Genomic DNA, 14736 nt, shown 5'->3' on the forward strand with positions numbered 1-14736 from the left:
CGGCGCATCTGCTTATAAAATGGAGGTGCGTTCCATGGTGAAAAACCTTGTGGAACTGCGCGGCCTGAAGGTCGCTTTCGACGGCGTTCAGGTACTGCATGGTATCGATCTCGATATCGCCCGCGGAGAGGCGATCGGCCTTGTGGGTGAATCCGGATGCGGCAAGTCCGTCACTTGGCTTGCAGCACTCGGGCTTTTGCCCGGAAAAGCAACGGTTAGCGGATCAGTCCGCGTCGACGGACAGGAAATCCTCGCACAGCCACGACACGTGCTCGAAGGCGTGCGCGGCAAGCGGATCGCAATGATCTTTCAGGATCCGTCCAGCTCGCTCAATCCGGTTCTGCGCGTCGGTCGCCAGATCACCGAGGCGTTGGCGATCCATCGCGGCCTTCACGGGGAGGCTGCAAAGGCGGAAGCGCTGCGGCTGCTCGACATGGTCGGCATTCCGGATGCAGGGCGGCGCATCGATCTCTTTCCGCACGAATTCTCGGGCGGCCAGTGTCAGCGCGTGATGATCGCCATGGCGCTTGCCGGCGAGCCGGATCTGCTCGTTGCCGACGAGCCGACAACGGCTCTCGACGCGACGATTCAGGCTCAGATCCTTGATCTTCTCATCGCATTGCGCGCCGAAACCGGCATGGCGACCATCTTTATCAGCCATGATCTGGGCGCTGTCTCGCAGGTCTGCGAGCGCGCCTGCGTCATGTATGCCGGCCGTATCGTGGAGCAGGGGACAATCCAGGCCCTGTTCGACAACCCGCGCCATCCTTACACGCGCGGTCTCTTCGATGCCATTCCGCGTCTGGATGGTCCGCGCGACCGATTGATCCCCATTCCCGGCACGGTTCCCAATCCACGCGACCTGCCGGAAGGCTGCGCTTTCTCGCCGCGCTGTTCGCATGCCGCAATCGACTGTCGGACCCGCATGCCGGCTCTTCAGTCCACGGATGATGGGCGGCTTCTGTCCTGTCACCATCCCGTCGGTTCCCATCCTCCGATCGGCGTCACGCATCCCGTCGAGGCACGCGTTCTGGAGCCGCTGTCATGAACGACCGTTTCAAAACGCCGCTCATCGAAGCGAAAGGTCTGGTCCGAACCTACGAGGTTCGCCAGGGCATGTTCGGACGCGCGACACCGGTGCGCGCCGTCGATGGCATTGATCTGAAGGTCATGCCGAGAGAGACGCTCGGCATCGTGGGCGAATCCGGTTCCGGCAAGTCGACGCTCGGCCGCATGCTGCTCGGCATCGATCCGCCGCAGGAAGGGCAGGCTCTCTTCGAAGGCAAACCGATGCCGAAGCTCGCAACGCCGGAATGGCGTGCATTGCGCGCAAAAATGCAGTTCGTCTATCAGGATCCGCTGGCTGCGCTCGATCGCCGTCTGACGATTGCCGAGCAGATCGGCGAGCCGCTCGCCATCCACAATCTCGTGCCGAAGCCCCATCGGGAAACGCGCGTCGCCGAGTTGATGTCGGCTGTGGGTCTGAGACCCGATCAGGCGGGTCGCTATCCGCATGAGCTTTCGGGCGGTCAGCGTCAGCGCGCCGTGATTGCCAGGGCGCTTGCATCGCGGCCGAAGCTTCTGGTCTGCGACGAGCCTGTCTCGGCGCTCGACGTGTCGATCCAGGCGCAGGTGGTCAACATGCTGCGCGACCTGCAGGAGAAAAACCACATCGCAATGGTGTTCATAAGCCATGATCTGAAGGTGGTCCGCAATATCGCCGACCGCGTCGCCGTCATGTATCTCGGCCGTATCGTCGAAGAAGCATCCTCGGACGTCATCTTCAAGACGCCGCTGCATCCCTATACCAAGGCGCTGGTTTCCAGTGTGCCGGTGCCGGGCAAGCTACTTCAAGGCCGCGTCATCCTGCAGGGAGAGCCGCCGAACCCTGCCAACCGCCCATCCGGCTGTGCCTTCCATCCCCGCTGCCCGCTTGCCGCCGATATCTGCCGTACCAGCGTGCCGCAGCTTCTGTCGGTTGCCGAGGGCCGAACCGCGGCCTGTCACATGGTGACCCGCGCCGAGACGTCGGTCGCGGCCTAAAAGGAATTCCCGATGTTTCGTTTCGCTTCCATTCGCCTTCTTCGCGCGCTGATCACCATCCTTGCCGTCATCACCTTTGCCTTCGTCGTGTTGCGGCTGTCTGGTGATCCGGCCCAGGTCATGCTTGGTCCCGATGTTCCGCAAGAATCCGTTGATGCCTTCCGCAAGGCCTGGGGCCTCGATCAGCCGCTGTGGATCCAGTACCTGTCCTACATCCGGGCGATTTTCACGGGCGATTTCGGCGTTTCCATGCGTGACAAGGCCTCCGCCATGCAGCTGGTGATCGAGCGCATTCCGGCGACCCTGCAGCTGACGATCCCGGCGCTGTTCCTGAAGGTCGTGATCGGCATCCCGGCCGGCGTCTATGCGGCCCTGCATCGCCAGAGCGCGATCGATCGCGGCGTTATCCTCGCCGCCATCTTCGGCTTCACCATTCCCTCCTTCGTCATGGGCCTGCTGCTGGTGCTGATCTTTTCGATCACGCTCGGGCTGCTTCCATCCGGCGGTCAGGACACTTGGCAGCACGGCATCCTGCCGACGCTGACGATGAGCATCGGCGGTATCGGCATTCTCGCGCGCTTCTCCCGGAGTGCAATGATCGAGGTGATGGGCCAGCCCTATATACGCACGGCATCTGCCAAGGGAATGAAGTGGCAGGACGTCGTCTGGAAGCATGCGCTGCCGAATGCGGCAGTTCCCATCGTCACCATCGTCGGGTTCATGGTCGGCACGCTGATCGCCGGCGCCGTCGTGGTGGAATCGATCTTCTCCTGGCCCGGCATCGGCCGTCTGCTCGTTGTCTCGGTCAGCAACCGGGATCTCGCTGTCGTCCAGTGCATCCTGCTCCTGGTCGCCGCCACCATGGTCGTGTCGAACCTCATCGTCGACCTGCTGTACGGCTTTCTCGATCCACGGCTTCGCGCCCAGAGCGCTCACTAGAGAGGAGGCCGGTCATGACTGTTACCGATATCGCCCGCCCACAATCGCCCAACCTGTCTCTCTTCACCCGCTTCATCAAGCAGGTCCGCAAGGTCCCGTTCTCGGTTTCCTTCGGCATCGTCTGGCTGATCGGAATGGTGGTGGTTGCCGTGTTCGCAAACATCATCCGCCCCTATGGCATTACCGCCATGGATCTGCGCGCCCGTCTGTCGCTGCCGGGCAATCCCGCGCATCTGCTGGGCACGGATGAACTCGGCCGCGATGTCCTGTCGCGCCTGCTTCAGTCGATCCGTGTGTCGCTTGCGATCGCCTTTGGTGCAACGATCATCTCCGCCGTGTTCGGTACCGTGCTCGGCTTTGCCGCGGCAAAGTTTCGGGGAGCGGTCGAGCATCTCGTCCTGGTGCTCGCCGATTTCCAGGCCGCTCTGCCGTTCCTCATCATGTCGCTCGCCGTGCTCGCCTTCTCCGGTTCGTCGATGCCGCTTTTGATCGGTTTGATGGGTTTTTACGGCTGGGAGCGCTATGCCCGTATAGCCCGCGGTCTCGCGATCTCGGCCAGCGCGCAAGGCTATGCGTCTGCCGTCGTGCAGCTCGGTGCCACGCCTGGACGCGTCTACCTGCACCATATTCTGCCGAACGTGGCCTCGACCCTGATTGTCTCGATGACTCTGACCTTTCCGGAAATTATCCTGATGGAAAGCGGGCTCTCGTTTTTGGGGCTCGGTGTGCAGCCGCCGGAAACCAGCCTTGGCAACATGGTCGGCTTCGGCCGCGAATACCTGACACGGGCGCCGTGGATCATGCTGGCGCCGGCCTTCGTCATCATGGTGACGACACTTTCCATCTCGCTCGTCGGTGACTGGCTGCGCGACAAGCTCGATCCGACCCTTCGCTGATCACACTTCAGGAGACCACAATGACGAAGATCACCGGCCACCGGGGAGCCCGCAATCTCTGGCCCGAAAACTCCATGACCGGCTTTCGCAACGTGCTGGATCTCGGTGTGGATGCGATCGAATTCGACGTACACCTGACCGATGCCGGCGAACTGGTCGTCATCCACGACGCGACGCTCGATCGCACGACGGACAAGACCGGCCCGGTCCGCTTGCTGACACCGGAGATGCGTGGCGAAACGCATCTCGACGGTTCCGATGACACGGTGCCGACGCTGGCCGACGTCCTCGCCGTCCTTTCGAAATCCGAGGGCAAGCAGCTGCATGTCGAAATCAAGTCCGACGAATCCAAGCAGCCCTATCCGGGCATTGCCGAGAAAGTCGTGGCGGAGATCGAGAGGTTCGGGCTTGCCGAGCGCTGCCATCTGACCTCCTTCGACCTCTCCGTTCTCGAGGAATGCCAGCGCATTGCTCCTGATATTGCGCGCCTCGTGTCCGTCAATGCGGAATGGGCCGACAAACAAGGCGGCCTCGAACGCTTTCTCGAGAAGGTCGTCGATCTTGGCGATATCATCGCTGTCCATCACGAGCTGATGGATGCCGAATGGGCGCTCATCACCGGCAGGCTTCCGCTCGAGCGCCTTTGCGTCTGGACCCTGAACGACGAGGCGCTGATCCGGCGCTGGCTCGAACGGGGCATCGGTCACCTGACCTCCGACAGCCCGGACCTCGCACTCAAGCTGAGACGCGAAACCCAGTTCCAATCCGAACCTGCCTGAAAAGGAATACGACAATGAGCAACATCATCGGCACAGGCTTCAATGCCGGCTCCACCAATGGAGAGTTTGAAAGCCTAGAAAAGGAACTTCGCATCCTGAGCGAGATCGGCGTCGATACCGTCGAACTCGGCCTGACCAGCCTCGATCTCATCGCTGGCGGACGCATCATCGAAGAGCGCGCCGATCGGCTTGTGGCGCTGACAAAGCAGTTCGACTTCCGCTACACGGTTCATGGCCTCGTCTCCTCGAACTTCATGGAGCCGGAAACCTGCCGCTACCAGCTCGACGCCGCTAAGGCGCTTGCGCAGATCTGCGACCGCATCGGTGCCGGCATCCTGGTCCAGCACGGCGGTAACCTGCGCGCCGAACAGATCATGGAGCGCGCCGAAGCCGACGCCCGAGAACGCGAAGCGCTGTTCGAACTCGCCGAATTCTGCAAGCCTTACGGTGTTCGGGTCGCGTTTGAAAACATCTTCACCACGGAGCCCGGCCAGTATCGCCAGACACCGACACAGATCGCCGAAACGGTCAAGACGATCGGGCATCCGAACCTCGTGGCACTGATCGACTTCAGCCACGCCTATATCGAGTCGACCTATCGCGGCCTGAACTTCCGTGAGGAGCTGCGTGCCATGGCGTCTGTTGCCGGCCATCTGCATGTCCATGACAGCTTCGGCCGCCCGCAGGCTTTCTACAAGGGTCATCACGTGCAGGAAAATACCGCGCTCGGCATCGGCGATCTGCACATGCCGCTCGGCTGGGGCGATATCGACTGGGAAGATATCTTCTCGGAACTCACCTTCCTGCCCGGCACCGTGCTGATGATGGAAATCGGACGCCGCTACCATGCCGAACAGCCTGCAAGTCTGGAACGCGCGAAAGGCCTTATGGCCCTGAACGACCGCACCGCAGCTATCGCGGCAGAATAACGTCGGGCAGAGCGGGGGAGGGACACTTCCCCGCTCTGGCCTTCTGATGTCTGCCCTCAGGGAACGGTGAGTTCCAGATTGAGACGGCCGGACGCGCCATCGAGATGATCGCGCATGGCGCTTCTGGCCCGGGATGCGTCGCGAGCCGCAATTGCGTCGCGGATTGCCACATGTTCGGCGATCGTCACTTCCACGATCTCCTCCAGCACGGCCTTGGCCCTCGCGGCGTTGATGGTGAGCTGGATACGCTCGGCGATGAAGCCGATGAACTGGATGAAATAATCATTGCGGGTCGCAGCGGCGACAGCGCGGTGGAAGGCAAGATCGGCAGCGATGCCTTCCTCGGTCCATTTGGCGGCACCGGTCATCTGCGCCAGAACCTCGTCGAGGCGCTTCAGATCGTCGGGCGTATGGCTGACGGCCGCCAGCGCCGCCGCCTCGACTTCAAGCGCCAGACGCAGCTGGAACAGGTCTCGGAAATTTTCCGGATCGGTCAGATCGGCTGGCTCGACGCGGATCATCTGGCGACGATCCTTTTCCGTTGCAAAGGCACCGACGCCCTGGCGTGTCTCCACCAGTCCTTCATTGCGCAACTGTGCAATGGCTTCGCGCACGACCGATCTGCTGACGCCGAATGTCTGGGCAAGCAGATGTTCGGTCGGCAGCTTTTCTCCGGACGCGATCCGTCCCTCGACGATCTCGCGTCCGATTTCCGCGGCGATCCGGGCCGGTAGATGCGCGTTGCGCCTGATCTGGTTGAAATCCGTCAAAGCCAAGGCCGCCTTCCTGTTCCGGATGGTTTCTACGACTCTGCCGATAAATTCAACTGGCATCCCGGGTTCATCACGAGGTCGGGATCGATCGCCCGCTTGATCGCAGTGAGCAACCTGCGTTTTACATCGGGCAGTCTGGTATCGAAATCCATCTGCTTCAGGCGGCCGATGCCGTGTTCGGCGCTGATGCTGCCGGCATATTGGTCCACCACCTCATTGAGCACGGTCTTTGACCGATAGATCCGTTCAGCTTTTTCCGCTGCCGAAAGATCCGAAGGCGGCAAACAGTTGAGATGAACATTGCCATCGCCGACATGTCCGTAGGACACGCAGATGCAATCGGGCAGGGCGGCATGGATAGCCTGTTCCGCATCGTGAACGAAGGCCGGCAGCTTCGAAAGCGGCACGGAGACATCGCTTCGCATATGCGCGCCGCGCTTTGCCTGCCCCTCGTTCATGCCTTCGCGGATCAGCCAGAGGTTTTTCGCCTGCGCCTGAGAGGATGCCAGCGTCCCGTCGAGAACAAGACCGTCCTCCATCACGCCTTCCAGAAAGCGCTCCATCAGGTCCTGGATATCGACAAGGCCGGATCCGGAAATCTCCATCAGGACATAGGCGGGATAATCGCCCGACATCGGCAAGGGCAGGTCGGGGATCGCTTCTCTCGCGAGTGTCATGGCGAGCGGCGGCATGAATTCGAAGGCCGACATCAGATCGCAGCAATCCCGGCGCGCCCGCCGATAAAGAGTAATGACGTCTTCGAGTGAGGTGAGGCCGAGCAGCGCAGTCGCAACCTGATCGGGGTAGGGGGAAAGCTTGACCGAAACGGCGGTGATGATCCCGAGCGTGCCCTCGGCACCGATGAACAGTTGCTTGAGGTCTATGCCGCGGTTGTCCTTGCGCAGGGTCGAGAGCCCGTTGAGGATCGAGCCGTCGGGCAGCACCACTTCAAGCCCGAGCACAAGCTCGCGGGTCATGCCGTAGCGCAGCACGTTGATGCCGCCGGCATTGGTTGAGACGTTGCCGCCGATCCGGCAACTGCCCTGTGCGCCGAGTGCGAGCGGGAAGAACATCGCCCTGTCGGCGATCGCGTCCTTGAGTTCGGAGAGGATGCACCCGGCCTCCACCACGGCGGAAAAATCGTCAGCGTCGATATTGCGGATCGCATTCATCCGCTCAAGGCTGATCACGACCTGATGGGCCGGATCATCAGGCGTACCGCCGAGCACGAGGCCGGTATTGCCGCCTTGCGGAACGATTGCCAGGTTCAGCGCACGACAGGCATTTACACAGGCGGCGACCTCCTGCGTCGAGCGGGGCCGAAGAACGGCAACGGCGCTGCTGGAAACGTCGCCGTGCCAGTCGCGGCAGTAGCGGGCAATCTCGGTCTCGTCGCGGATCACGATATCGCTGCCCAACGAGGCGGTCAGCGACATGGCCGGGCTATCCTCAAGATCCAATGCCATGATGTCTCTCCCTTGGGCTCATCCGTCCGCTCTTTGGAAAGGCGCGGCTTCTTGATAACCTCTTTTTCACCCGGTAAGGCTGGACAAACCATATAAGGTTATCAGACAACCGTACAAGAAAAATCATGCCGGGTTCGCAACGCTCTGCGAACTCTTCGGAAAAGGGAGGTTCCATGCATATCTTGATTATCGGCGCGGCCGGAATGGTCGGGCGCAAACTGACGACGCGGCTGCTTCGGGAGGGAGCGGTCGGTGGCGCCGCGATCGAAAAATTGACGCTGGTCGACGTGGTCAGTCCGGAAAAACCCGAAACCACCGTGGCGATCGACAGTTTCGCGGTGGATCTGTCGACGCCGGGCGTCGCCGAAACCCTGGTCGAAGGTCGCCCGGATCTGATCTATCATCTCGCAGCCATCGTCTCGGCCGAAGCCGAACTCGATTTCGACAAGGGTTACCGGATCAATCTCGACGGCACGCGCTATCTGTTCGATGCGATCCGCCTGGCCCACCAGGCTGACGGCTACAAGCCGCGCGTGGTCTTCACATCGTCCATCGCCGTGGTCGGCGCGCCCTTGCCGCTGTCGATCCCGGACGATTTCCACCTGACGCCGCTCACCAGCTACGGCACCCAGAAGGCGATGTCTGAACTGCTTCTGGCAGACTATTCGCGCCGTGGTTTTTTCGACGGCATCGGCATTCGCCTGCCGACCGTTTGCATTCGCCCGGGCAAGCCGAACAAGGCCGCATCCGGCTTCTTCTCGAACATCCTGCGCGAACCGCTGATCGGTGAGGAAGCCATTCTGCCGGTGCCTGAAAGCACCCGCCACTGGCACACGTCGCCGCGCTCGGCGGTCGGGTATCTTGTCCATGCGGCGGATCTCGATCTGGCGCAGCTCGGGTCGCAGAGAAGCCTTTCCATGCCCGGCGTCAGCGCCACGGTCGGCGAGCAGATCGAAGCATTGCGGCGCATTGCGGGCGACAAGGCGGTCAGCCTCATCCGGCGCGAGCCGAACGAGATGATCATGAAGATGGTCGCAGGCTGGGCTCCGGGTTTCGAGGCAAAACGCGCGATCGAACTGGGGTTTACGGCAGAGAAGAACTTCGACGAGATCATCCAGGTCCATATCGAGGATGAACTGGGAGGAAAGCTGCCATGACTGCTGCGAACCCCTCGGAAAAGATCGCCTTCCTCGGAACAGGTCTGATGGGTGCGCCGATGGCGCGCCGGCTGCTTCAGGCGGGATATTCTCTCACCGTCTGGAACCGCAATCCGGAGAAGGCGAAAGCGCTGGAGAGCGATGGCGCGACGGTCGCGCCGTCTCCAGCAGAGGCCATCGATGGCGCCGATATCGTCATCACCATGCTGACGGATGGCAAGGCCGTTGGCGACGTCCTGTTCGAAAGCGGTTGTGCCGAGCGTCTGGCCAAGGGCGCCAAGGTGATCGACATGAGTTCGATTGCCCCAGCCATAGCCAAGGAGCATTCAGCAAAGCTTGAGGAATTGGGAATTGCCCATGTGGACGCGCCGGTGTCCGGTGGTGTCGTCGGAGCGGAGGCTGGCACGCTGGCGATCATGGCGGGCGGCGATGCGGATGTGGTCGCAAGCCTCCACGACGTGTTTTCGGCAATGGGTCGGGTGACGCATGTGGGCCCGAGCGGCGCGGGACAGATCTGCAAGCTCGCCAACCAGCAGATCGTTGCAGTCACGATCGGTGCGGTGGCAGAGGCCATGATCCTTGTCGAGGCCGGTGGCGCCTCGCGCGAAGCCTTCCGCAACGCGATCCGCGGCGGTTTCGCCGACAGTCGCATCCTCGACATTCATGGTCGCCGCATGGTGGAGCGGACGTTCGACCCCGGTGGCACGGCAAAGAACCAGTTGAAGGATCTTAACGCCGTGATGGATGTTGCCGACGCCCTTTCCCTCACGCTGCCACTGACCAGCGGGGTCAGGGCGGAGTTCACGGATTTCGTCGAGGACGGCGGCGGGCCGCTCGATCACAGCGGATTGCTTCTTCATCTCGAAAAGCTGAACCCGTAGTTCTTTGGAAAGGCTTGACCCGGCTGGCTGAGGCGATACCTGATAGGCTGTCGATTGAAACGAAGCGCTGAGGGGGATGCTTTTGTCAAAAGATGCCGGGGAAAAGACGCAGGCCTGGAAAGCGCTTGCGGAACGGGAGCTGAAGGCTTCACCTGACACGCTGGTCTGGCACACGGCGGAAGGGATCGACGTCAAGCCGCTTTATACGGCAGACGATCTCGAGGGGATCTCGCATCTCGATACGATGCCGGGCATCAAGCCTTTCGTGCGCGGTCCGCGGGCGACCATGTATGCCGGTCGACCCTGGACGATTCGCCAATATGCCGGTTTTTCGACGGCGCAGGCTTCCAATGCCTTTTACCGGCGTAATCTGGCTGCCGGCCAGAAGGGCTTGTCCGTCGCCTTCGACCTTGCCACCCACCGCGGCTACGACAGCGACCACCCGCGCGTCGAGGGCGATGTCGGCAAGGCCGGCGTGGCGATCGACTCGGTCGAGGATATGAAAGTCCTGTTCGACGGAATTCCGCTGAAAGACATGTCCGTCTCGATGACCATGAACGGCGCGGTGATCCCGATTCTTGCCGCCTTCATCGTCGCCGGCGAGGAACAGGGATGCGAGCGCTCGCAGCTTTCGGGCACCATCCAGAACGACATCCTCAAGGAGTTCATGGTCCGCAACACCTATATCTATCCGCCCGAACCCTCGATGCGGATCGTTGCGGACATCATCGAATACACCGCAAGAGAAATGCCGCGCTTCAACTCGATCTCCATTTCTGGCTATCACATGCAGGAGGCGGGTGCGACGCTGGTTCAGGAACTGGCCTTCACGCTGGCGGACGGTCGCGAATATGTGCGCGCCGCGATCGCCAAGGGCCTCGATGTCGACGAGTTTGCCGGACGCCTGTCTTTCTTCTTCGCCATCGGCATGAACTTCTTCATGGAGGCGGCGAAGCTGCGCGCCGCCCGTCTTCTATGGTCGAGGATCATGGAGGAGTTCGCGCCGAAGAAGCCGGGCTCGCTGATGCTGCGCACCCATTGCCAGACGTCAGGTGTCTCTCTTGCAGAGCAGGACCCGTACAACAACGTCATCCGCACGGCATACGAGGCAATGTCGGCCGTGCTCGGCGGCACCCAGTCGCTGCACACCAACGCGCTCGACGAGGCGATGGCGCTGCCGACCGAATTTTCAGCCCGCATCGCGCGCAACACGCAGTTGATCCTCGCCCACGAGACAGGCGTCACCAAGGTCGTCGATCCGCTGGCCGGCTCCTATTATGTCGAAAGCCTGACCAGCGAGCTTGCGGAAAAGGCCTGGGCGCTGATCGAGGAGATCGAGGCGCTCGGCGGCATGACCAAGGCTGTGGCCGACGGTCTGCCGAAACGGCTGATCGAGGAGGCGGCGACGCTGCGCCAGGTCAAGGTCGACCGCGGCGAGGAAATCATCGTCGGCGTCAACAAATACAGGCTTGAGACAGAAGACGATATCGACATCCTCGCCATCGACAATACGGCCGTGCGCAACGGCCAGATCGAGCGGCTGGAAGAGGTGCGCCGCAAGCGCAATCCGCAAGAGGTAGCAGCGACTCTCGCAGCCCTTGGCGAGGTGGCGACGTCGGGACGAGGAAATCTTCTGGCGGCGGCCGTCGAGGCAGCGCGCGCGCGTGCCACGGTCGGTGAGATGTCGGACGCGATGCGCAAGGCGTTCGGCGATCATGCGGCCGTGCCTGACGTGGTCAGCGATATCTATGGCCCCGCCTATGAGGGCGACCCGGAATACGAGACGCTGACGAAGCGCCTTGCCGAATACACATCGTCCAATTCCAAGCCGCGGATCATGGTCGCAAAGCTTGGCCAGGACGGCCACGATCGTGGCGCAAAGGTCATCGCCTCGGCCTTCGGCGATATCGGCTTCGAGGTTCTGGCCGGCCCGCTGTTCCAGACTCCGGACGAAGCTGCGGATCTGGCGATAAAGCAAAAGGTCCAGGTGGTCGGCATGTCGTCGCTGGCCGCCGGACACAGGACGCTTGCCCCGCAACTGGTCGAGGCGCTCAGGCGCAAGGGTGCGAAGGATACCATTGTGGTAGTCGGCGGCGTCATTCCGCGACAGGACTACGACTACCTCCTCCAAAACGGCGTCGCTGCCGTGTTCGGGCCCGGTACAAACGTCCTCGATGCCGCCAACGCCGTGATCGATCTCCTTGAAGGGAAGCGCAGAAATGTGTGAGGAACGATGATCGGGAAGCTCAATCACGTGGCAATCGCGGTGCCGGATCTGGTAGCGGCAGCCGATCAGTATCGCGGCCTCGGCGCGTCGGTCTCCGCACCGCAGGATTTGGCCGAGCACGGCGTGACCGTTGTCTTCGTCGAACTGCCCAACACCAAGATCGAGCTTCTCCACCCCTTCGGAGAGACGTCACCGATCACGAGCTTTCTGGACAAGAACCCGTCCGGCGGCATCCACCACCTGTGCTTCGAGGTCGACGACATCAAAGCCGCCTCCGCAAGGATCGTCGAGACGGGCGCACGCATTCTGGGCGACGGCCAGCCGAAGATCGGCGCCCACGGAAAACCGGTGATCTTCGTTCACCCCAAGGATTTTCAAGGCACGCTGATTGAGTTCGAGCAGGCCTGACGGGTAACTGTTGGCTGCCTGCGAGCGCCACCCAACGCAACGAACCAATCCAGATCATGTGCCGAAGTTGAGGCAGTCGCTCATACCGAAGCCGGGATCTCCTGGAGCCACGGGTGGAGTTCTCTGTCCGAGACCACGTAGCGGGCAATGTCGTCGGCATAGCTTGCCGTGAGGTCGAGATCATCCCAGCCGTTGAGGAGCTTGGTGCGCCAGACGGGCTCTATCTCGAAGCGGAAGACATGGTTGGCGAGCCGGATCTCGCAGGTTTCGAGATCGACAAAGGCACGGTTCTGGCCATTTTCGAGCAGGGAAAGAATGGTCTCCGCATCCTCTTCGGTCACCCGCGCCGGCAAGAGGCCGTTGTTGACCGAGTTCGATGCGAAGATGTCGCCGAAGCTTGGCGCGATCACACAGCGGAAACCGTAGTCGACAAGCGCGTAAACGGCGGCCTCCCGTGAGGAACCCGCGCCGAAATTCCGGCGTCCCACAAGAATTTCGGCGCCTGCGCGGGCAGGGTTGTTCAACGGGAAATCCTGGATCGGATATCCTTCCCCGTCGAACCGCATGTCGTAGAGGAGGTACTGGCCGTATCCCTCCGATCGCGAGCGCTTCATGAAGCGCGCCGGGATCAGCTGATCGGTATCGACGCTTGCAAAAGGCAGTGGCGCAGCTTTTGCGTCGAGGGTCTTGAACGGTCTCAACTGCGGCCTCCCATCAGATCACGAACATCGGTCAGGTGACCGGTCACCGCTGCCGCGGCGACCATGGCCGGCGACATCAGGTGCGTGCGTGACTTCGGCCCCTGTCGGCCTTTGAAATTTCGGTTGGTGGTAGAGGCGCAGCGTTCACCGGGCGGAACGAGATCACCATTCATGCCGACACACATCGAACAACCGGAATCGACCCATTCCAATCCGGCATCCACGAAGATCCGGTCGAGGCCCTCTTGCTCGGCCTGGTGTTTCACAAGCGACGATCCTGGCGATACCAGGCCTGGAACGGCAGATTTTCGGCCGGACAGCACGGCAGCGGCGGCTCTGAGGTCTTCGATGCGGCTGTTGGTGCAAGAACCGATAAAGACGCGGTCGACCGGAATATCCGTCAACGGCATGCCGGGTTTCAGACCCATATAGTCGATCGCTTCGCGCGTATGGGCCGCGCGTGACTCGTCGGTCAATTCGTCGGGCAACGGCACCGCGGACGTGATCGGCAGCGCGTCTTCGGGGCTGATACCCCAAGTGACAACAGGTGCAATCTCGCTGCCGTCAATCACCAGCTCGCGCTCGAAGGAGGCGTCGTCATCGCCGCGCAGGGAAAGCCAGGCTTCCGTGGCACGCTCGAAGAGATCGCCTTTCGGTGCAAGCGGCCGGTCACGCAGGAAATTCACCGTCGTCATGTCGGGTGCGATAAGGCCGCAGCGCGCGCCGCTCTCGATCGAGAGGTTGCAGAGTGTCAGCCGGCCTTCCATCGACAGCCCCTCGACCGCCGAGCCGGTATATTCGATCGCATGGCCCTGGGCGCCATCGGCACCGATCGCGGCGATCATCGCCAGAGCCATGTCCTTGGCGGTGATACCGGGCCCGAGCTTGCCGTCGAAGCGGACCCGCATCGATTTCGGCTTCTTCTGCCACAGCGTCTGGGTCATCAGGACATGCGCCACTTCCGAAGCGCCGATGCCGAACGCGATTGCGCCAAAAGCGCCATGCGTCGAGGTGTGGCTGTCGCCGCAAACGATCGTGGCGCCGGGCAGCGTGATCGCCTGCTCCGGACCGACCACATGGACAATGCCCTGGCGCGGGTCGTTTAGTCCGAAGATGCGGACATCGTTGGCAAGACAGTTCTCCTCCAGCTGGGTAATCATCCCCGCGATGGCGGCATCGATCTTGGACATGTCGCGTACCCGCGTCGGCGCGTAATGGTCTACGATACCGAAGGTGAGGTCCGGCCGGGAGACCCGCGCGTTCTTGTCCTTCAGCTTGTTGAAACCGTGGAACGACCCTTCGTGAACCAGGTGCCGATCGATGAACAGCAACTGCTGACCATCGGTCTGTGATGCGATCACGTGGTTCTGCCAGATCCTGTCGAACAGTGTCTGTGGACGGTGTTCCCTCGGCATTATCAACTCCTCAAGGCCGGCTAAGGCCCTCAAAACCTGTATTGAGATTAAGACAGATTCAATTTGCAAATCAAGCGATGATGACAGACGATCCGAAGTGTTCGAATTCTCGTGAAGGGTGA

14 protein-coding genes are annotated in these 14736 nt (G+C 61.6%); 10 read left to right on the top strand and 4 right to left on the bottom strand.

Going from position 1 to position 14736, the window contains the following annotated elements; genetic code table 11:
- Window positions 1-34 precede the first annotated feature (34 nt).
- The 6 genes from IFT66_RS20135 to IFT66_RS20160 are packed head-to-tail and all read left to right on the top strand — an operon-like array spanning window position 35 to window position 5586.
- Entirely contained in the window at window positions 35-1048 is a 1014-nt protein-coding gene (locus IFT66_RS20135) for an ABC transporter ATP-binding protein (protein ID WP_062576657.1), read from the top strand.
- Window positions 1045-2043 carry an ABC transporter ATP-binding protein gene (locus tag IFT66_RS20140; protein WP_192078696.1) on the top strand — a complete coding sequence of 333 codons (999 nt, stop codon included), beginning with the start codon at window positions 1045-1047 and terminating at the stop codon, window positions 2041-2043. Before IFT66_RS20135 ends, IFT66_RS20140 begins: the two co-directional genes overlap by 4 nt.
- A gap of 12 nt (window positions 2044-2055) precedes the next feature.
- Window positions 2056-2982 carry an ABC transporter permease gene (locus IFT66_RS20145; RefSeq protein WP_062458560.1) on the top strand — a complete coding sequence of 309 codons (927 nt, stop codon included), beginning with the start codon at window positions 2056-2058 and terminating at the stop codon, window positions 2980-2982.
- A 14-nt stretch (window positions 2983-2996) separates the two neighbouring features.
- Window positions 2997-3878, top strand: coding sequence for an ABC transporter permease (locus tag IFT66_RS20150; RefSeq protein WP_192078697.1), 882 nt, complete (start codon window positions 2997-2999; stop codon window positions 3876-3878).
- A 20-nt stretch (window positions 3879-3898) separates the two neighbouring features.
- Window positions 3899-4657 carry a glycerophosphodiester phosphodiesterase family protein gene (locus IFT66_RS20155; protein ID WP_192078698.1) on the top strand — a complete coding sequence of 253 codons (759 nt, stop codon included), beginning with the start codon at window positions 3899-3901 and terminating at the stop codon, window positions 4655-4657.
- 14 nt (window positions 4658-4671) lie between these two features.
- The gene (locus tag IFT66_RS20160; RefSeq protein ID WP_192078699.1) at window positions 4672-5586 is read left to right on the top strand and encodes a TIM barrel protein; all 915 of its coding nucleotides are present in this window, start codon (window positions 4672-4674) and stop codon (window positions 5584-5586) included.
- A gap of 56 nt (window positions 5587-5642) precedes the next feature.
- Here IFT66_RS20160 and IFT66_RS20165 read toward each other — a convergent pair whose 3' ends face one another.
- Window positions 5643-6362 (bottom strand): FadR/GntR family transcriptional regulator, encoded by a 720-nt coding sequence (locus tag IFT66_RS20165; protein ID WP_113110145.1) that lies wholly within the window; start codon window positions 6360-6362, stop codon window positions 5643-5645.
- A gap of 26 nt (window positions 6363-6388) precedes the next feature.
- A complete protein-coding gene (locus tag IFT66_RS20170; protein ID WP_192078700.1) occupies window positions 6389-7825 on the bottom strand; it encodes an FAD-binding oxidoreductase in 1437 nt (478 codons plus the stop codon).
- 173 nt (window positions 7826-7998) lie between these two features.
- Here IFT66_RS20170 and denD point away from each other — a divergent pair, with 173 nt between their 5' ends.
- The 4 genes from denD (at window position 7999) to mce (ending at window position 12498) form a co-directional block, all read left to right on the top strand.
- Entirely contained in the window at window positions 7999-8982 is a 984-nt protein-coding gene (gene denD, locus IFT66_RS20175) for a D-erythronate dehydrogenase (RefSeq protein WP_192078701.1), read from the top strand.
- The gene (locus IFT66_RS20180) at window positions 8979-9863 is read left to right on the top strand and encodes an NAD(P)-dependent oxidoreductase (RefSeq protein WP_192078702.1); all 885 of its coding nucleotides are present in this window, start codon (window positions 8979-8981) and stop codon (window positions 9861-9863) included. Before denD ends, IFT66_RS20180 begins: the two co-directional genes overlap by 4 nt.
- 82 nt (window positions 9864-9945) lie before the next feature.
- Window positions 9946-12090, top strand: a complete 2145-nt coding sequence (gene scpA, locus IFT66_RS20185; RefSeq protein WP_249406521.1) for a methylmalonyl-CoA mutase — start codon at window positions 9946-9948, stop codon at window positions 12088-12090.
- Between the two features lie 6 nt (window positions 12091-12096).
- Window positions 12097-12498, top strand: a complete 402-nt coding sequence (gene mce, locus IFT66_RS20190; protein ID WP_184655316.1) for a methylmalonyl-CoA epimerase — start codon at window positions 12097-12099, stop codon at window positions 12496-12498.
- 80 nt (window positions 12499-12578) lie between these two features.
- On the opposite strand, the gene leuD is transcribed toward mce, so the two are convergent.
- Together leuD and leuC are read right to left on the bottom strand one after the other, a co-directional pair.
- Window positions 12579-13199: a 3-isopropylmalate dehydratase small subunit gene (gene leuD, locus IFT66_RS20195; RefSeq protein WP_192078704.1), complete on the bottom strand. Its 621-nt coding sequence runs from the start codon at window positions 13197-13199 to the stop codon at window positions 12579-12581.
- Window positions 13196-14614, bottom strand: a complete 1419-nt coding sequence (gene leuC / locus IFT66_RS20200) for a 3-isopropylmalate dehydratase large subunit (protein WP_192078705.1) — start codon at window positions 14612-14614, stop codon at window positions 13196-13198. The genes leuD and leuC overlap by 4 nt, the downstream gene beginning before the upstream one ends.
- Between the last annotated feature and the right edge of the window lie 122 nt (window positions 14615-14736).

It is taken from the genome of Rhizobium sp. CFBP 13726 (assembly GCF_014841925.1).
Lineage (GTDB): Bacteria > Pseudomonadota > Alphaproteobacteria > Rhizobiales > Rhizobiaceae > Neorhizobium > Neorhizobium soli.

Coding starts and splice junctions, on each gene's coding strand:
- IFT66_RS20135 (WP_062576657.1), top strand. CDS start 35: ATGGTGAAAAACCTTGTGGAACTGCGCGGCCTGAAGGTCGCTTTCGAC.
- IFT66_RS20140 (WP_192078696.1), top strand. CDS start 1,045: ATGAACGACCGTTTCAAAACGCCGCTCATCGAAGCGAAAGGTCTGGTC.
- IFT66_RS20145 (WP_062458560.1), top strand. CDS start 2,056: ATGTTTCGTTTCGCTTCCATTCGCCTTCTTCGCGCGCTGATCACCATC.
- IFT66_RS20150 (WP_192078697.1), top strand. CDS start 2,997: ATGACTGTTACCGATATCGCCCGCCCACAATCGCCCAACCTGTCTCTC.
- IFT66_RS20155 (WP_192078698.1), top strand. CDS start 3,899: ATGACGAAGATCACCGGCCACCGGGGAGCCCGCAATCTCTGGCCCGAA.
- IFT66_RS20160 (WP_192078699.1), top strand. CDS start 4,672: ATGAGCAACATCATCGGCACAGGCTTCAATGCCGGCTCCACCAATGGA.
- IFT66_RS20170 (WP_192078700.1), bottom strand. CDS start 7,825: ATGGCATTGGATCTTGAGGATAGCCCGGCCATGTCGCTGACCGCCTCG.
- denD (WP_192078701.1), top strand. CDS start 7,999: ATGCATATCTTGATTATCGGCGCGGCCGGAATGGTCGGGCGCAAACTG.
- IFT66_RS20180 (WP_192078702.1), top strand. CDS start 8,979: ATGACTGCTGCGAACCCCTCGGAAAAGATCGCCTTCCTCGGAACAGGT.
- mce (WP_184655316.1), top strand. CDS start 12,097: ATGATCGGGAAGCTCAATCACGTGGCAATCGCGGTGCCGGATCTGGTA.
- leuC (WP_192078705.1), bottom strand. CDS start 14,614: ATGCCGAGGGAACACCGTCCACAGACACTGTTCGACAGGATCTGGCAG.